General features: G+C 67.1%; 14 protein-coding genes and 1 tRNA gene. 5 read left to right on the top strand and 10 right to left on the bottom strand.

What is annotated here, in order from left to right:
- Positions 1-15: 15 nt before the first annotated feature.
- The gene (locus VGQ44_12170) at positions 16-1164 is read left to right on the top strand and encodes a glycosyltransferase family 4 protein (GenBank protein HEV8447574.1); all 1149 of its coding nucleotides are present in this window, start codon (positions 16-18) and stop codon (positions 1162-1164) included.
- Here the strand turns inward: VGQ44_12170 and VGQ44_12165 are convergent.
- Genes VGQ44_12165 through VGQ44_12155 form a run of 3 tightly spaced genes read right to left on the bottom strand, consistent with a single transcriptional unit; the run spans position 1077 to position 4919 of the window.
- Entirely contained in the window at positions 1077-1856 is a 780-nt protein-coding gene (locus tag VGQ44_12165; GenBank protein ID HEV8447573.1) for a lipopolysaccharide kinase InaA family protein, read from the bottom strand. The genes VGQ44_12170 and VGQ44_12165 overlap by 88 nt on opposite strands.
- Positions 1856-3385 (bottom strand): adenylate/guanylate cyclase domain-containing protein, encoded by a 1530-nt coding sequence (locus VGQ44_12160; GenBank protein HEV8447572.1) that lies wholly within the window; start codon positions 3383-3385, stop codon positions 1856-1858. The genes VGQ44_12165 and VGQ44_12160 overlap by 1 nt, the downstream gene beginning before the upstream one ends.
- Positions 3386-3392: 7 nt before the next feature.
- On the bottom strand, positions 3393-4919 hold the full coding sequence (locus tag VGQ44_12155; GenBank protein ID HEV8447571.1) for a chorismate-binding protein: 1527 nt from the start codon (positions 4917-4919) through the stop codon (positions 3393-3395).
- 45 nt (positions 4920-4964) lie between these two features.
- Between VGQ44_12155 and VGQ44_12150 the strand changes: the two genes are divergently transcribed.
- Positions 4965-7124 carry a hypothetical protein gene (locus VGQ44_12150; protein ID HEV8447570.1) on the top strand — a complete coding sequence of 720 codons (2160 nt, stop codon included), beginning with the start codon at positions 4965-4967 and terminating at the stop codon, positions 7122-7124.
- Between the two features lie 222 nt (positions 7125-7346).
- Positions 7347-9350 carry an ATPase, T2SS/T4P/T4SS family gene (locus VGQ44_12145; GenBank protein ID HEV8447569.1) on the top strand — a complete coding sequence of 668 codons (2004 nt, stop codon included), beginning with the start codon at positions 7347-7349 and terminating at the stop codon, positions 9348-9350.
- Positions 9351-9365: 15 nt separating this feature from the next.
- Here the strand turns inward: VGQ44_12145 and VGQ44_12140 are convergent, their stop codons facing one another.
- From VGQ44_12140 to tig, 7 genes are all read right to left on the bottom strand, one after another.
- Entirely contained in the window at positions 9366-10211 is an 846-nt protein-coding gene (locus VGQ44_12140; GenBank protein HEV8447568.1) for an acyltransferase, read from the bottom strand.
- 39 nt (positions 10212-10250) lie between these two features.
- Positions 10251-10961, bottom strand: coding sequence for a hypothetical protein (locus VGQ44_12135; GenBank protein HEV8447567.1), 711 nt, complete (start codon positions 10959-10961; stop codon positions 10251-10253).
- Positions 10943-11575: a ribosome biogenesis GTP-binding protein YihA/YsxC gene (gene yihA / locus VGQ44_12130; protein HEV8447566.1), complete on the bottom strand. Its 633-nt coding sequence runs from the start codon at positions 11573-11575 to the stop codon at positions 10943-10945. Before yihA ends, VGQ44_12135 begins: the two co-directional genes overlap by 19 nt.
- A gap of 6 nt (positions 11576-11581) precedes the next feature.
- Complete coding sequence (lon, locus tag VGQ44_12125) at positions 11582-14041, bottom strand: endopeptidase La (protein HEV8447565.1); 2460 nt, start codon at positions 14039-14041, stop codon at positions 11582-11584.
- 89 nt (positions 14042-14130) lie between these two features.
- Entirely contained in the window at positions 14131-15375 is a 1245-nt protein-coding gene (clpX, locus tag VGQ44_12120) for an ATP-dependent Clp protease ATP-binding subunit ClpX (GenBank protein ID HEV8447564.1), read from the bottom strand.
- A gap of 178 nt (positions 15376-15553) precedes the next feature.
- On the bottom strand, positions 15554-16186 hold the full coding sequence (locus tag VGQ44_12115) for an ATP-dependent Clp protease proteolytic subunit (GenBank protein HEV8447563.1): 633 nt from the start codon (positions 16184-16186) through the stop codon (positions 15554-15556).
- A gap of 27 nt (positions 16187-16213) precedes the next feature.
- Complete coding sequence (tig, locus tag VGQ44_12110) at positions 16214-17452, bottom strand: trigger factor (GenBank protein HEV8447562.1); 1239 nt, start codon at positions 17450-17452, stop codon at positions 16214-16216.
- 170 nt (positions 17453-17622) lie between these two features.
- On the opposite strand from tig, the gene VGQ44_12105 reads away from it, so the two are divergent.
- The gene (locus VGQ44_12105) at positions 17623-18174 is read left to right on the top strand and encodes a hypothetical protein (GenBank protein HEV8447561.1); all 552 of its coding nucleotides are present in this window, start codon (positions 17623-17625) and stop codon (positions 18172-18174) included.
- Positions 18175-18203: 29 nt separating this feature from the next.
- Positions 18204-18285, top strand: a tRNA-Leu gene (locus tag VGQ44_12100).
- Positions 18286-18292 lie beyond the last annotated feature (7 nt).

Genomic DNA, 18292 nt, shown 5'->3' with positions numbered 1-18292 from the left:
CGGAAGTTGCGCGCCGTGACGATCCGCGTGCTGCACGTCGACACGGAGAAAGGGTGGCGTGGCGGCGAGCGACAAACGCTCTGGCTCGCCGCCGAGATGGCTAAACGCGGACACGAGTCGGTGGTCGCCGCCCGTCACGGCGAACCGCTGGCGTCGCGGGCCGCGGCGACGGGCCTCGACGTCGTCGACTGCGCCCCCGCCTCGGAGCTCGACGTGCGCGCCGCGCTGCGTCTTCGGCGCGAGATCCTTGCTCGACGGATCGAAGTCGTCCACGCGCACACCGCGCACGCCGTCGCGATCGGGGCGATGGCCACGATCGGCACCGGAATACCTCTCGTCGTCGCGCGGCGTGTGGACTTTCCGCTCCGCGCGAACGCCGGGACCCGCTGGAAGTACGGTCGTGCGGCGAAGATCGTCGCCGTCTCGAACGCCGTCGCGAACGTTCTCGTCGCAGGCGGAGTCGATCGTTCGAGGATCTCGGTGGTGCCCGATGGGGTCGACGTGCACCGAACCGTCCACCCGGCGACGCCCGCGACGCTCGCCGCATGCGGCGTGGCGTCGAATCGTTCTCTCGTCGTCCAAGTGGCCCAGCTGGTCGGTCATAAGGATCCTGTGAACTTCGTCCGCGCGATGGCGTACGCAAACCGAGCGAGCCCTAACTTGCAAGCGCTGCTCGTGGGTGACGGCCCGCTTCGGGAGGAAGTCACCGATGAAATCCAGCGGCTCAGGCTGGTTGACGTCATCCGCCTGACAGGATTCCGGGAGGACGCCGACTCGCTGCTCGCCGCGGCCTCGGTCGCGTGTCTCAGCTCCCGCGAAGAAGGCATGGGATCCGTGCTCCTCGACGCGATGGCCTTCGGCCGCCCCATCGCCGCCACGCGAGCCGGAGGCATCCCCGAAATCGTCGTCGATGGAGAAACCGGGCTGCTCGCCGAGCGCGAGGACCCGGAGGCCCTCGGCGACGTCATCGTCCGTCTGGCGACCGATCGCGCGCTCGCCGACCGCCTCGCCGCGGGCGGTCGCCGGCGCGTCGAGGACTTCTCGGTCGAACGATTGACGGATCGCACGATCGAAGTTTACGAGCGCGTGACAGCGGATAGAGAAGCCTCGAACACCGAGCGCGCGAGCACGGCGAGTTCCGACTCGTCCAGCGTGGCACCCTGACGCTCCCGCCACTTCCGCGCCGATCGCGAAAGGCGCGCGATGTTCGCCGCCATCACGTCTTCGCGCTCGAAGGTCACGCGGTCGACGTCGAGCGCGAGGGCCTCGAGCGCGTCGCCACGCGGACAGAGGAGAACGTTCTTCACGTTCAAGTCGTGGTGACGGGCGCCGGCGACTGCGAGCTTGCGGAGCAGATCGGCCACCGCCGCCCAGGCGCGCGCGCGAAGCGACTCGTCCGATTTCGTGAGAACGGCCGACAAATCGAAGCTGTCGGGCACCTCGCGCGTGGCGACGTCGGCCCGCCGGAGTCCGAACGGCGCGGGATAGATCGCGTACGCGAGCAGCTCGGGCGTCGGCACGCCCGCGCCTAAGAGTCGCAACGACGCCTCCAGCTCCAACGGCGCGCGCGTGGGCCCGAGAAACACGTCGCGCGTCAATGGTCCGAACAGCCCGCCGTGCCGGTTGTGGCGCACGACCACGCGGGCGCCGTCAGGCAGGGGAGCGGCGTACGCGATGCCACGCCCGGCGAGCGCCCTCGCGGCGGCGTGACGACGCGCGTACTCATGCAATGTCGCGGAACCCGATTCGAGAGCGGCTCGAATCGACCCGGCGACGAGTTGTGCGCTCACCACCTCGGCGCCGCCGACCGCGAACGCGACGTAGCCGGATGGAACGGCGCGCGCGTCGGACGGCATCAGACGACGGCGACGCAGTACACGGTGACCGGCTGCACTTTGTTCTTGAGCTCCATCGGCGCTCGCTCGATGAGAGTCGCCGGCGTCGTGAGAGCCCGTCGTACATCCTCGGTGATGAGGATTTCTCCCGAGTCGGCACCGGAGCAAAGACGATACGCCGTGTTCACCGTGTCGCCGATGACGGTGAACTCGAGGCGCCTCTCCGAGCCGATGTTGCCCGCGAAGGCTTCGCCGTAGTTCAGCCCGATGCCGACCTTGAGCTCGGGGCGGCCGCTCGTTCGCCAATGCGCGTTGAGCCCGTCGAGGGCCTTCATCATGTCGATCGCCGCCGCGACGGCGTTGTCGGCGTCATGATCTCCGCCAATCGGCGCGCCCCAGTGCGCCATCAGGGCGTCGCCCATGAATTTGTCGAGCGTACCGTTGTGCCGAAAAACGCAGTCCACCATCTCGGTGAAATACTCGGTGAGCAGGCTCGCCGTATCCTCGGGGCGCATCGACTCGGCGAGCGCGGTGAAACCGCGGATGTCGCTGAAGAGCACCGCGACCGGCCGTTTGTCGCCGCCCAGTCGAATCGTCTCCGACGACTCGGCGATGCGTTGCGCGATCTGCGGGGCGAAAAAGCGCTCGAAGTTGCTGCGCGCGATCACCTGGCGCTGAATCCGCTGGATGAATTCGCCGTTCTCTATCGCGACCGCGGCGATGCCGGCGAACGCGACGCAGAAATCCAGGTCATCTTCGTCGAACCGGTGCTCCGATCCTATCGAATCGACGTAGAGCACGCCGAGCGCGCGCCCCTCGGTGCCCATGAGCGGAACGCAGATCGCCGATCGCACCTGCTGCATCACGACCGACTGTCCGGTAAAGCGCGAATCCTCGCCGGCATTGTCGGTGAGGATCGCCATCTTGTCATCGAGCGCCTTGCGCGCGATCGACTTCGGAATCGCGCCCGCCGTATTCGTTCCCTTGCGGTCGCGCGCGAACTTCGGGAGCAGGTTGCCGTGCTCGTCGACGAGGATGATCGCGACGCGATCGACCTCGAGAATCTGATATGCGTAGCCGGCGATCTTGGCGAGCAACGCGTCGGTGTCGGCCGCCCAGCCAAGCCCCTTCGACACCTCGAGCAGCGTGGCGAGCTTGCGACGGCTCTTCTCGTCGGCGCCGAGTTCGGGCGCGTCGCCGTCGAGGATGGCGCGTTGACGCACGATCGTCGGGCCGGTGACTGCGGTCGCCGCGGTCTGCACCTTGGGCGACTCACCCTCGAGCCGGAACGTGACTTTGCCGAAGGCGATCACGTCGCCGGGGACGATCGGCGCGGTGGTGATCTTGTTGCCGTTGACGAAGGTTCCGTTGCTCGACCCGAGGTCGTGCACGGTGAGGCCGTTCTCGTCGCTCAAGATCTGTGCGTGGCGCCGCGAGACGGTCGGGTCGACGACGGGCAGATCCGCGGTGGGCGCGCGGCCGATGATCGCCGAGATCGAGCTGAGCTCGAAGGTCAGCGTTCCGTCGGTGCTCGCGAGGCGATAGGGCATCGTTCCGTTATACCCGTACGCTCGTGCGGCGAGCCGCGCGAACCTGTCCGATCGCGGTGAGGAGCGCGCGGACCTTGTTTTCGTGCTCGAGGAACTCCTGCTCGGGAATCGAGTCGTAGACGACGCCCGCCGCCGCCTGAACCGACGCGATGCCGTGCGCGATCACACACGTGCGAATCGTGATCGCGAGGTCCATTCGCTTTGCCCCCGCGCCGATGTAGCCGACCGCGCCGCCGTACGGACCGCGGCGCTCGGGCTCCATTTCGTCGATGATCTCCATCGCACGAACCTTGGGCGCGCCGGTCAGCGTGCCGGCGGGAAACCCCGCCCGGAACGCATCCATCGCCGTGAGGCCGTCGCGCAATTTGCCGTCCACTTGGCTCACGAGGTGGAGGACGTGCGAGTAGCGCTCGACGACCATGAGCTCGGAGACCTTCACCGTGCCGTATTCGGCGATTCGGCCGACGTCGTTGCGTCCGAGATCGACGAGCATCAGGTGTTCGGCGCGCTCCTTCTCGTTGCTCACCAATTCCTGCATCATGCGCGCGTCGTCTTCGGCGGACCGTCCGCGCCGCCGCGTTCCCGCGATCGGCCTGAGCGTCACCGTTCCATCGGTGGCGACGCGAATCAGGAGTTCGGGGGAACTCCCCACGATTTCCGTGCCGTCGAGGACCAAATGATACATGTACGGCGACGGGTTGATCACGCGCAGCGCGCGATAGAGATCGGTCGGCGCGAAGTCGAGCGGAACGTCGATGCGACGCGCGACCTGCACCTGGAACGCGTCGCCGGCGATGATGTACTGCCGCACACGCTCCACGTCGGCGAGAAACTTGTCGCGCTCGTATCTCGAGCGGCCCGCCACCGGCGGGGCGTTCGGGTCGAGGTCGAGGGGCTCGAGCATCGACGGACCGCGCAGGCGCTCGACGGTGGCTTCGACGGCGGAGCAGGCGCGCGCGTACGCGATGTCGAGCTGCGCATCGGTCGAATTCGGCTCCACGCGCGCCCCTGCGACGACCCGCGCCTGTGAGCGCAGGTTGTCGAAGATGACGAGAGCGTCCGTGAAAACGAACAGCGCATCGGGCACGTCTACGCCCCGTGCCGGCGGTGTCGGCAAGCGCTCGATGAGGCGTGCGACGTCATAGCCGAAGTAGCCGACCGCGCCGCTCCAGAACTCGCCGACTTCCGGCGCATCGACCGGATCGGCGGCGCGGAGCAGCGCCTCGAGGTCGGCAAGCGGATCGACCGGCGTGCGCGCGTTGTGCCAGCCGCGATCGGAGGTCCAGTCGTGGACGACGCCGTCCTGGAGACGCCACGCCGCTCGCGGTGCGGTGCCCATGAAGGTGTACCGCGCCCACGTCTCGCCGCCCGCGGGCGCGGATTCGAGCAGGAACGCGAACGGTCCGTGACGGATCTTGGCGAACGCGGCGACTGGCGTGTACGCGTCGAGCAGCACGTCCCGCCACACCGGGACGAGCCGGGGCGAGCCGTTGTCAGCCAGACGCGCCCGGGCGCGAAAATCCTCGAGGCTCACGCCGCCCGTTGCTCCGCCAGAAACGCTCCGCGATATTCGCAAATCATGCTTCGATTCCTCGCGGCCCGCGGTCGCGCCGCCGCGTGTGTGTTCGTTTGTGTGCTGGGCCTGCCGTACGGACGGGCCGTCGTCGCGCAGACGTGGAACGACCCGCGCAGCCTCACGCTCGTCGCCGGCGCCACGCGGCGACGCGCCGAACAGTTGGCCGACACGGGACTCGCCGACTACCGGGCCACCGCCCACGGGTACGTGACTTTCCTGGCGCAGCTTGGTGAGGGGCTCCGTACTCCGCCCAAGGTCATCAAAGCCGACGAGTTGGCGCTGGAAGTCTACTGGCACGCGCCCAACCTGAGCAAGCAGCGGATTGTGGGCCGTCGCGACACGCTCTTGCTCCCCACGGACATCGCGTATCACCGCGACCATCTGGGGATCGTCCAAAACAACTTTCCGAACATCATCCGCATCGGCGAAGGCGACGAAGTGGCGGACGTGCCGCACCCCCTGTCGCCGGCCGGACTGCGCGAATACGACTTCGCGCTCACCGACAGCTTCGCGATCGGCGCGGGCCCGCGGCGCATCAACGTCTACGAGATCAAGGTCCGCCCGAAGGACGACAAGAAGCCGCGAGTCGTCGGGGCGATCTACATCGATCCGTCTGGCGGCCAGGTCGTTCGAATGAACTTCGGCTTCACGCGCGCGGCTTTTCTCGACGATGCGCTCGAGGACCTGTCCATCGTCCTCGAGAACCGGCTCGTCGGCGGCCGATTCTGGTTGCCGAGCCGGCAGGAAATCGAGATCGAACGGCGCGGAACGTGGTTGGACTACCCCGTGCGCGGCATCATTCGTGGCCGCTGGGAGATCGGCGACTACCAGTTCAACACGTCGATCCCGACGCAGATGTTCGTCGGACCGGAGATCGTGCAGGCGCCGCCGGCGGAGCTGAGCCGCTACGCATGGAAAGGACGCGTGCTCGATTCGCTCCCGCCCGACGTGCGCGCGGTTTCCGAGCCCGACATCGCGCGTGTCCAGTCCGAAGTGCGGCAACTCGTTCGCGCCCAGGCATTGGCACGCGCTCAGGCCGCGACGCTCTCAGCGCGCAACGCCTCCGACTTCGTTCGCTTCGATCGAGCCGAGGGGCTCGCGTTCGGCGCCGGAGTGTCCGAGCAGTTCGGCGCAGGGGTCTTTTCCAACGTCCGCGCTCGCTACGGGTCCGCGGACAAGCTGGGAAAGGGCGCCGTCGAGCTGGGTCTCACGCGGCCGAGCGGATCGTCGATTCGTGCCTTCGCGTCGCGAGACTACCGCGATCTCGGCGACGTCGCCGAGCGCTCGACGGCCGTCAACAGCATCGCCGCGCAGGAATTCGCCAGCGACTACACCGATCCGTATCTCGTGCGCGCGGCGGGTCTTCGAGCGGAAGCGATCTCGCTGTTGGGCTTCGACGCGGCCGTCAGCGGCGCGCTCGAGTGGCAGTCGCCGGTCGCGGTCCGCGCCACAGCGGTCACGGGAACATTCATACCAACCGTTCCTGTCGCCGACGCTCACGTTCTGCGCTGGGCGCTCGACCTCGACCGTCCCACGTCGCTCTGGCTCTTCGGGACGGAGCTGGCGCTGCACGCGCAGACGCGGCTCGTCGTGCCCCAGGGGCCGGCGGCCCCTAGCCCCGGGCCAATCTTCGCCGGCGATCTGGGGACGACCCTGAGGGGTTCGCTCGTCGCGCGCCTCGAGCGCCCCGTGGGAGACATGCGGCTCGTGACCGCGACGACCGTTGCCGGGGTCGGCGGTCAGAACACCGTCGACGCGCCTCAGCGCGCGGAGCTCGTCTATCTCGGCGGCCCGGTGTCGGCGCCAGGCTACGACTACCACTCACTCGTCTCCGGCGTCGGCGCTACGGAGCACCTCGAGTGGCGTGTGCCGGCGCCGTTCATACCGTTTTCGCTCGGCAGATTCGGGCGCGTCCCGGCCCGCGGCGCGTTTGCGCCATACGCCCATTTCGCTCTGATCGGACAACAACCCCTCGTGTGCACGTCGAGCGTGGGCGCGCCAGGAGCCCGATGTCCGTCGGTGCCGCAGCTGTACCCGGCGTTCGGTGCGGCTTACCTGTTTCCGTTCGACGTCTTGAGGGTCGACGTGGCACGCGGCATCGCGCGCGGCGGACGGTGGACGTTCAACATCGACGTGAGCCGTGAGTTCTGGAGCATCTTTTAAGCAGACGGTTCGGCTGACCGCCAGGAACAGCTCGAACGCGGATGCTCAATGATTCGAAGCGATGCTCGCGGCTTTGTTCTTTTTAAAACTTCATCCGCGGAATTGGCAGTACAGATCCGCGCGTTTCCGCGTTCGTGTTGCGTCCCTCTCACCTGCAACAGCACGATCGGCACCGCGCGAATTGGGTGACGCACGGGACCGCGCACGGCTGATGTTGTCGGCGTGGACATTCAATCCGTCTTCCCGACACCGATTGCGCAGGATGTCGAGACCCTCGCATCGCGCTTTCGGCTTCCCATTGCGGACCTGAACCGCGTCAGCGACCAGGCTGTCGCCCTCGTCCCAGAGAAGTGGGCGAGGCGGTTCCACGTGCTGCCGCTGGCCGCGACGGAGCACGAGCTGGTCATCGCGACCGCGGATCCACTCGATGTGGACTGCGAACGCACACTCGGGTTCGCCAGCGGACGGCGCATTCGTCTGGCGATGGCCGCCGCTGCGGCGATCGCTCGGCGCATCGATGAGGTGTACGCGGGCGACTCGATGGAGCGAAACGCTGAGCCGTCCGTCGAAGTCGAGCACCTGCGCGGCGAGTCGGACGCGGCGCCGCCGATCCCGGGGAACGACACGGCGGCGACCGTGAGCGCGCTCGTCGACGAGCTGCTCGCGGCCGGCATCTCGAGCCGCGCGAGCGACATTCACATCGAGACCGAAGAGCGGGGGATCGCCGTGCGCCACCGCGTCGACGGCGTCCTCGCCGTCGTGCGAACCCTGCCGCGCACACTCGGCCCCGCGCTCGTATCGCGAATCAAGATTCTCTCCGGCCTCGACATCGCCGACCGTCTTCGACCGCAGGACGGGCGTGCGCGGGTGGCGATCAACGGCGCCGCGGTGGACCTGCGCGTCTCGACACTCCCCGCTTCGCACGGCGAAAAGGTCGTCATCCGCGTGCTCGACGGCCGCGCCACCGTCCCGACGCTCGACGGTATGGGGTTCCACGGCGAGGAGCTGGAACGCATCGAGCGCCTGCTTCAGTCGCGCGAAGGGCTGATTCTCGTGACCGGTCCGACAGGTTCGGGCAAGACGACCACACTCTACGCCGCGCTGCGCCGCATCAAAGAGCGAGGCGTGAACATCGTCACCGTCGAAGACCCGATCGAGTACCGGCTTCCGGGGATCGTGCAGGTGCAGGTCAACGAAAAGGCCGGGCTCACGTTCGCGACCGCGCTCCGCTCGATCATGCGGCAGGACCCCGACGTCGTGCTGATCGGTGAAATTCGCGACCGCGAAACCGCGGAGATCGCCATCCAGGCTTCGCTGACCGGACACCTCGTGCTGTCCACGCTCCACACGAACGACGCACCGAGCGCCGTCACGCGACTGATCGACATCGGCGTTGCGAGCTACAAGATCGCCACGGCGGTAAAGGGCGTGCTCGCGCAGCGACTCGCGCGGCGTCTCTGTGCGTCGTGTCGCGGGGTGGACTCCAGCTCGTGTGGGGAGTGCGGCGGCTCAGGCTTCCACGGCCGTCTGGCGATCGCCGAGGTGCTCGTCGCGACGCCGGAGTTCGAGCGGTGCGTAGCCGCCGGGGAACCCACCGAGCGCGTCGCGGAGGCCGCGCGAAGCGACGGCATGCGCTCGCTGTGGGGGTCGGGAATGGCCCACGCGAACGCCGGGCGCACGACGGCGGACGAGATCCGTCGCGTGGCCACGCCCGACGAGGCCGACCGCCCGCGCGCGCCGGAGCCGGGTAGGTTCCTGCCCATGACACGCATCGAAGTCGGCACGGTCGACGTCTACGTCGCGCGCCCGCTCGCGTCGGGCTGGCGAGTGCTCGCGCTGCAGCGCGGGAACGACACCCGCTGTCCCTCGGCGTGGGAGCCCGTACACGGCCACATCGAGGAGGGAGAGGAGCCCGACGACGCCGCGTTGCGCGAGCTTCGCGAAGAGACCGGGCTGACTGCCGAGCGGCTCTACGTCGTGCGAGTGCAGCCGTTCTACCTGCGTCGCTTGCAGACGGTGCAGCTGGCGGTCGTCTTCGCCGCGTTCGTCGCCGAACCGGCGTCGGTCGCGATCGGCGCCGAGCATCAGCGATTCGAGTGGCTGTCGGTCGACGACGCGCTCTCGCGTTTCGCGTTTCCCGGCGAGCGCGCGTCGCTGCGCGAGGTCATCGAGCTGCTCGGCACCGGCAACGCCGGCGCCGTCGAAGACGTGATGCGCGTTCGCTGACGCGAAGGGCGACCGTCAGCGTCCGTCGGTTTGACGGTCGCTGCTCGTCCGCAGAACCGTCGCCGCTTGCGGCGCGTTGGGCTTGACCCTCACGCTCTTCGCCGGAATCCCGACGTACACGTGATAGGGCCGCACGTCCTTCGTGGCGACGGCCATCGCGCCCACCATTCCCTGCTCGTGGACGTGCACGCCGGCGAGCACGGTGGCGTGATAGGTGATCCGGACGCCGTCTTCGATCACCGTCGTCGAGTTGGTGACCTCCTTCGCGTCGACGATGCTGTGCGTGTGGCTGTAGACGTTCGCGTAGTCGCTGATCGACACGTTGTTGCCGAGCACGATGCAACCGCGATCGTCGAGCAGCACGTGGCGGTGCACCACCACGTTGTCGCCGACGTCCATGTTGTAGCCGAACGAGAACTCGACGTTCTGGAATGCTTTGAAGTTCTCGCCGCACCGCTTGAAGATGTATTTCGCGAGGATCCGCCGCAGCTCGACGCCCAGCCATACGTTCTGTCCGCCGGCGAGGCTGCGGTCGAACGAGTACCAGAGCCAGAGCAGCGGTTTCACTTTTTGAAATCGCTCCTGGTCGCAGTCGGCGTAATACTCAGGCTCGAGCGTGATGTTGCACGGATCCATGCTCGTCAACGCCAATCGTCGTGCAACGGGAATGGCCGAATCATTGACGGCCGTTTCCCAATTCCGGGCGAACTCCGGGTGAAACAGGTCCGTCAACACGGACCGGCAAAGAAGCCGGCGGTCCGTCTTCGGGTCCGCGAGCGTGGCGTTCAAACCCTCGAGCCACTCGGTGGCGATCGATCGGGTCGGGCATTCGGCCACTTGTTTCAGGGGAAGGTACGCCATGCTTGCCTCGCTTACGGTTCGTGATGACGGCGTCGCGGTTCAGCGGGCCGGCTGTGGCGGTTTCGCGGCGGGCGTCGACTTCGCGGCGGCGCGCGCGCGCACCGCCGCGCGTTCGGCGTCGACCCGCCGCAGGATGACGTCGCCCCAATCGGTGTTCTGCTCGGCGCCCATTCGCACGACGATCGGCTGCGAGACGTCCACGCCGCCCTCGAACAACAACAGGCCGGTCTGCGTTTCGCGCGGTTGGAGTTGGTGCGTGCCGAAGTCGCCGGAGACCGGAATGACGTCGAAGGGGCGGAAGTCGCGTCCGCTCACGCTCACCGTGACGTCGGTCGGGTCGTATCGTGCATCCGGCGCCAGTCCGTAGAACCGGACAAACCATACGCAGGGCGCGCGCTCGCCGTGCATCGAGGCCCGCTGCCGAATCTGCGCGGCGCGGCTCTCGAGATTCGCGTGCATCGCGCGATACGAATCTGGCGCGAGCGTGCGAATCACCGATTCATCGAGCGGGAACGTCGTGACGCGAACGCCCGTCGGCGGCTGGAGCGTGATCGAGATGTCGGCTTCCTTCAGCGTGCCGAGGCCCGGAGGAATGAGGATCGTATTCGTGTCGGATTGAACGCGCGCGCCTTGTGCCGCCGCGGACGGCGCCGGCGTAGTCGAGCTGGCCGAGGGCGCCGAACCCGTTTGTCCGGCGCACGCCACCGCGACGGCGAGCAACGCGAGGCGTTTCACGAGGCCGCCCGCCACGACGGCTGCTCGAGCAGCGCCTCGATCGCTTCGGCCAGCGCGTCGCGCCCTTCGCCGGTGACCGCGCTGAATGGAATCACTTGATCCGAGTCGAGTCCGAGCTGCGCGGCGCGCTCGTGTGCGCGGACTTTGCGTTCCGACGGAGTGAGCTTGTCCATCTTCGTCAGGGCGACGATCGTCGGGACGCCGATCTCGCCCAAGAAATCGAGCATCTTGAGATCGTCGGCCGTGGGGTCGTGTCGCGCGTCGAGCAGCTCGACGATCCCGCGGAGCTGAGTGCTCGTGCGCAGGTAGCCTTCGATCAAAGGCCGCCACTCGGCGCGCCGTTCTTTCGAGAGGCGCGCATAGCCGTAGCCCGGGAGGTCGACGAGCACGAAGCTGTCATTGACCTTGAAGAAGTTCACTTCGCGCGTGCGGCCCGGTGTGTTGCTCACGCGGGCGAGTTTCTTTCGGTGCACCAATCGGTTGAGGAGCGACGACTTGCCGACGTTGGACCGTCCGGCGAACGCCACTTCGGGCAGCGTGGGCTCCGGCCGCCAGCCGCCCGCGCTCGCCATTCCGCCGATGAACTCCAGCGATCGGATCACCAACGGTTCGCGCGACGGCGCGGGCATCGTCGACTAGTTCGGCGCCACTGTCGGCGCGTCGGCCTCGAGGCCCGTGCGGACGAGCGACAGCGCGAGCACTTCGTCCATGGTCTTCACCGGGTGGAACGTGACCGCCGCCTTGACCTCGTCAGGCAGCTCCTCGACGTCGCGCAGATTCTGATGCGGGATGAGCACGTGGCGCACCGCGTTCCGGTGGGCGGCGACCGCCTTTTCCTTGAGACCGCCGATGGCGAGCACGCGCCCGCGCAACGTGATCTCCCCCGTCATCGCCACGTCGCCGCGCACCGGAATTCCGGTGAGCGCGCTGACGATTCCAGTCGCGATCGCGATTCCCGCCGACGGACCGTCCTTCGGCGTCCCGCCGCTCGGGATGTGGATGTGCAGGTCGCGCGCGCGATGAAAGTCCTTGTCGATGCCGAGCACCTTGGCGCGCGAGCGCGCGTAGCTGAGCGCGGCGCTCGCCGACTCTTTCATCACGTCGCCGAGCGTTCCGGTGAGTTGCAGCTTGCCGCGTCCCGAGATCACGCTCACCTCGATCTCCAGCACGTCGCCGCCGACCGCGGTGTAGGCGAGTCCCGTCACGACGCCGACCTTGTGGTCGAGCGTGAGATTCGACGGATCGAACGGCGCGACGCCGAGCAAACCCTTGAGCTCGGAAGCGCGCACGACGGGCTTCGGCGCCGACGTCGAGGCGGCCTTGGTGAGGTCTCGCGTCTCGGCTTCGCGCCGCGCGAGCTTGCGGGCGATCCGTCCGATGCGGCGCTCGAGCTCGCGCACGCCGGCCTCGCGCGTGTAGTTCTGCACGATCGCCGGGATGACGTCGGTGTCCCACTCGACGGAGGCCGGATCGAGGCCGTTGGCGCGGAGCTGCTTGGGCACGAGGAATTGCCGGGCGATCGCGTACTTCTCCTGGTCGAGATAGCCCGCCAGCCGGATGATCTCCATCCGATCGCGCAGCGGCTCGGGCACCTGCGGCAGGTAGTTCGCCGTCGTCAGGAACAGCACCTGTGACAGGTCGTAATCGATCTCCAAGTAGTGATCGTTGAACGCACGGTTCTGCTCCGGGTCGAGCACCTCGAGCAGCGCGGCCGACGGATCGCCGCGGTAGTCGGTGCCGAGCTTGTCCACCTCGTCGAGCAAGATCACCGGGTTCACCACCTCGGCGCGGCGCATCGCCTGTACGACGCGCCCCGGCATCGAGCCGATGTACGTGCGCCGATGCCCGCGGATCTCGGCTTCGTCGCGGACGCCGCCGAGCGACATGCGCACGAACTTCCGGCCGAGCGCGCGCGCGATCGAGCGGCCGAGCGACGTCTTGCCGACGCCGGGCGGCCCGACGAGACAGAGAATCGGGCCTTCCATGCGCTCGACCAACGACAGCACGCCGATGTAGTCGAGGATGCGGTCCTTCACTTCGAGCAGCCCGTAGTGATCCTCGTCGAGAATCCGCCGGGCGTGCGCGACGTCGAGGACGTCGTCGGTGCGCTCGGTCCATGGCAGCGCGACGATCCAGTCTATGAAGTTGCGGGCGACCGTGGACTCCGGAGAGAGCGGCGACATGCGTCGCAGCTTGCGCATCTCGCGCATGGCGCGCGTTTTGACCCCTTCGGGCAGCTTGCGCGCTTCGATCTGGCGCTCGAGCTCCGTGGCGTCGTCCGAATCTTCCTGGCCCAGCTCGCGGTGAATTGCCTTGAGCTGCTCCTGCAGGTAGAACTCACGCTGGTTCTGGAAAAGCGAGCCGCGGACCTCTTCGTCGAGCTTGCGCTCGAGGCGGAGCAGCTCGGACTCGCTCACGAGAAGCTGGTTCAACGCGTCGAGCAGCGCGGGAACCGTCGGCGCCTCGAGCAGCGTTTGACGGACCTCGACGCGCACCGCGAGATGCGCGGCGATGCCGTACGCCTGACGCGCGAGCGTGTCCGCGCTCTGCACGAGGGCAACGACTTCGTTCGGAATTCGCCGGTGGAGCGAGACGTACTCCTCGAAGAGGGCCAGCACGCGGCGCGACAGGACCTGAAGCGCCTCCGGGTCGTTCGTTTCGTCTCCGGCGTCGTCGTCGAACGCCGCGCGGAGGTAGCCGGCCGCGGGTATGTACCGCGTCACCCTGGCGCGGCGAACGCCTTCGACGAGAATGCGGGCGGTGCCGTTCGCCTGTCGCGTCGCCTGAACGATGCGCGCGACGACGCCGACGCGATGGAGATCGCTCGCCGCCGGTTCCTCGGTGTCGGCGCTCTTCTGCGCCACGAGGAAGAGCGTCCCGCCGTCGGCCGCCGCCGCCTCAATCGCGTTGAGCGATGCCTGCCGGCCGACGAGCAGCGGCATGGCGACGTACGGAAAGACGACGACGTCGCGCAACGGGAGCACCGCGGCCCGCTGTGCTTCGGCGGGATTTCCGGGACCCGTCGGATTGCTCGCGGAGGACGACGACGGCTTCGCTGACGTGCCGGTCGGAGAGGGAGGCGGGGGCAAAGCCATGTCGAAAAAATAGTGTGAGGCGATTGGCTTCGCCTCACACTTTTCGAGCGCCTCGCGGCACCGGGTCTAGGCGCCGTCCAAACGGCGCGTCAGGCTTCCTTCTTCTTTCGCTGCGGCGAGATCTCGAGGAGCGGCGCGGTGCCGTTCATTACCGAGCTTTCCGTCACCTTGACCTCTTCGACGTCTTCGCGCGTCGGCAGGTCGAACATGACCTCGGTGAGCAGCTCCTCGAGGATAGCCCGCAGGCCTCGCGCGCCGGTGCCGCGCTTGAGCGCCTTCTGGGCTACGGCGCGGAGCGACGAGTCCTCGAACGTGAGCTTCACTTCCTCGAGCTCGAAGAGCTTGGCGTACTGCTTGGTCAGCGCGTTCTTGGGCTCCTTGAGGATGCGGACCAATGCATCCTCGTCGAGCGCTTCGAGAGCGACCGCGACCGGAAGGCGGCCGACGAGCTCTGGTATGAGACCGAAGCGGAGCAGATCGTCTGGCTCGACCTCGGAGAAGGGGTTCTTGGCCTGGTGCGGCGTGCGAGCGTCGTCGCCCTTGTTGAAGCCGATCTGCCGGCGGCCGGTGCGCGCCTCGATGATCTTCTCCAGCCCGTCGAAGGCACCGCCGCAGATGAACAGAATGTCCTTCGTGTTGATCTGGATGTATTCCTGCTGCGGGTGCTTGCGGCCGCCCTGGGGCGGCACCGAAGCGACCGTGCCCTCGAGGATCTTCAGCAGCGCCTGCTGCACGCCTTCGCCCGAGACGTCGCGGGTGATACTCGGGTTTTCAGACTTACGCGCGATCTTATCGATTTCGTCGATGTAGACGATGCCCCGCTCGCACTCGGCGACGTTGAAGTCGCCCGCCTGGAGCAGCCGCACGAGGATGTTCTCGACGTCCTCGCCGACGTAGCCGGCTTCGGTGAGCGTCGTCGCGTCGGCGATCGTGAACGGCACGTCGAGGATGCGGGCCAGCGTCTGCGCGAGGAGCGTCTTGCCCACGCCCGTCGGGCCGATGAGCAGGATATTCGACTTGTCGAGCTCGACATCGTCGTCGCGGACGGACGACGAGTTGATGCGCTTGTAGTGATTGTAGACGGCGACCGACAACGCCTTTTTGGCCTTCTCCTGGCCGATCACGTACTGATCGAGGGTGTCCTTGATTTCCTGGGGCGTCGGGACCTGAGTGATCGCTTCGGCAACTTCGCGCTCTTCATCCTCGGCGAGGATCTCGTTGCAGAGCGCGATGCACTCGTTGCAGATGTAGACCGACGGTCCGGAAATGAACTTGCGGACCGAATCCTTCGACTTTCCGCAAAACGAGCAGCGAAGGTGTTTGTCGTGCGACATGACATCTCACTCAGCGGGTGACTTCAGGTGGTCGCGGGGCCCGGGGGTAGGGTGCCGCGCGACCGGCGGGAGAATGAACGGAAAGTCTAGCTGAGAGTTAAGGGCCGAACACGGGACAAGCAAGAGACGACTCAGCGAGACGAACGTTTTGTGACAGCCGCCGCCACGGCGGCTGCGGCTACTTCGTGACGGCGGCCAGCGCGCTCGGTTCCACCACCTCGCCGCGCTGCGTGATGACGTGGTCCACGATGCCGTAGTCCTTGGCCTCTTCGGCCGAGAGGTACCGGTCGCGGTCCGTGTCCCGTTCGATGCGCTCGAGCGACTGTCCCGTGTGCTTCGTCCAGAGCTGGTTCAGCTTGCCGCGGAGGTAGAGGATCTCCTTCGCCTGGATCTCGATGTCCGACGCCGACCCGCCGCCGCCCTGCTGTGAGGGTTGGTGAATCATGATTCGCGAATGCGGCAGCGTCGACCGTTTGCCCTTGCGGCCTCCGGCGAGCAGAAACGCGCCCATGCTCGCGGCGAGGCCCATGCAGATCGTATTCACCGGCGACTTCATGAACTGCATCGTGTCGTAGATCGCGAGGCCCGCCGACACGCTGCCGCCCGGGGAGTTGATGTACAGGAAGATGTCGCGGTCCGGATTGTCGGCCTCGAGGAACAGCATCTGGGCGATGACGATGTTCGCGACGTCGTCGTTGACCGGCGTGCCGAGGAAGATGATGCGATCCATCAGCAGACGGCTGAAGATGTCGTAGCTCCGCTCGCCGCGCGGCGAGCGCTCGATCACATACGGCGGATAGATGGTGGCCATGAGGCGATGTTTGGTATCGGGTGAGGACTAGGCGACTTCGTTTCGTTCCAGGAGCCACGCGAACACTTTGTCTTCCGTGATGCTCTGCTCGATCTCGCGCAGCCGGCCGGCCTTCTGCAGCGACGCGTACACCTGTCCCGGATCGGCGCCGCGCTTGGACGCCACGTCCGCGACGCGTTCGTCGATGTCGGCTTCGGTCGCCTTGAGCCCTTCCGTCTCGGCGATCGCGTCGATGATCAGGTCGCGCCGCACCTGACGCTCGGCCACGGGGCGGAATTCGGAACGGAACTTGTCGCGGTCCGACTCCGGCACCTGGTACGCCTGGGCGTAGCCGTCGATGAGCTGCGCCACCCAGCTGGGAGGCACGTCGAACGGGTTCGCGGCCGACAGCTGGTCGACGAGCTGCTGGCGCACGCCGGCGTCGGCGTCGCGATTTGCGTGATCCTCGAGATCCTTGCGCACGGTGCTCTGAAGCGCGGCGAGCGACTCGAAATCGCCGACTCCGCGGGCGAACGAGTCGTCGAGCGGCGGCAGCGTCTTTCGCTTGACCTCGAGCAGGTGCAGGCGCACCGGCTTCGTCTTGCCGCGCTGCGCTTCGTCGGGGAAGTCATCGGGCCACCGCACGGACTTCTCGAGCGTCTCGCCGGCGTTGAGCTCCATGATCACCTCTTCGACGCCGGGGATCGCCTGACCTGCGCCGAGCACGAGGGGGTATTCGCGCGGCTCGGGGAAGGCGCCCGTTTCATCGGCGGTGCTGAGCTCTACGCGGACCATGTCCCCGGGCGCGGGGCGCCCTTCGACCGGACTCCACGTGGCCTTCTGCTCGCGAATCTGCTCGACTTGATCGCGCACCGCGTCGTCGCCGACCTCGGGGCGTGTGCGCGTCACGCGGAAACCTTGCGTGCGCGCGAGCGAAACCTCGGGCCGCACTTCGACGTGAAGCTCGAAGCTGAGCGGCTGCCCGTCCTCGAACTTGAGGTCGTGCACGTGCGGCTGCGACGCGACCTTGAACTTCTCGCGGTCGAGCACTTCCTGGAACGCTTCCTGGACGAGCGACTCGATCACCTGCTGCCGGATTGCGTCCTTGAAACGCTTCTTGATCATCGCGGGGGGCGCCTTTCCGGGGCGGAACCCGGGGAGCCGTGCGCTCGACGCGTAGCGACGCGCCGCCTGGTCTTCGGCATCGCGGACGGTTTCGATCGGCACCCGAACCTCGATCAGCCGCTCCAGGCCATCGGTCTTTTTCGGGGTGATCTCGATGTTCATGCGCGAAAGCTAGCGGGGGCGTGCCGCGAGATGGGAGGCGGTTGACACGCGTGATGCGCGACACGGAACCCGCCCCGTGCAAGCGGTACCGATTGCGCCGTCCAACTCGTTACCGTTGAGGTCAGCACGACGCTTCGTCTTCAACTCCCATCTCTGATGCGACTCGTTTGATGCGATTCACCGCCGTCGTCGCCGCCGCGCTCGCCGCTGCCCTCGCCGCTCCTTTCGCGACCGCCCGTCTGGGCGCCCAGGCTCCGGCTTCGCGCGTCCGCGTGCCGATTCCGACACAGACGTACATCGGGTTCAATCCGCTCGGGCTTCCCGCGAACGTGTTCACCCTCGAGCTCGAAAACGCCGTGTCGTCCGGAATCACCGTCGGGGCGGTGGGGTCGTACATAGACTTCGATGACAAGCGTTTCACGACGGCCGACTTCAAAGTGCGATACTATCCGAGTGAAGCGGTGCTGCGCGGCTTCGCGATTGGGATCAGCGCCGGGGCCACTCGATACTCGAAGGTGGTGACCGCCACTCGGCAATCACTCTCCGCCCCGACCGCCGGAATCCTGCTCGACTACAACTGGCTGCTGGGACGAAGCGAACGGTTCCTCGTCGGCACCGGGATCGGCGCCAAGCGGATTCTCGCCTCGGAGAGCGAACGCCAGCGCGTTCGCGTGGATTATGCAACGGTGACCACACGCCTGATCCTCGGTTTCGCGTTCTAGAGTCCGGGTCAATTATCTTCCACTCGTCGGCGAGGGTGGCGGAACTGGCAGACGCACCAGACTTAGGATCTGGCGCCGAAAGGCTTGGGGGTTCGAGTCCCCCCCTTCGCATCCACCT

The sequence above is a fragment of the Gemmatimonadaceae bacterium genome (assembly GCA_036003045.1).
Classification (GTDB): domain Bacteria; phylum Gemmatimonadota; class Gemmatimonadetes; order Gemmatimonadales; family Gemmatimonadaceae; genus JAQBQB01.
The sequence above is the reverse complement of the archived record's forward strand: the minus strand, read 5'-3'. Positions and strand labels throughout refer to the sequence as shown.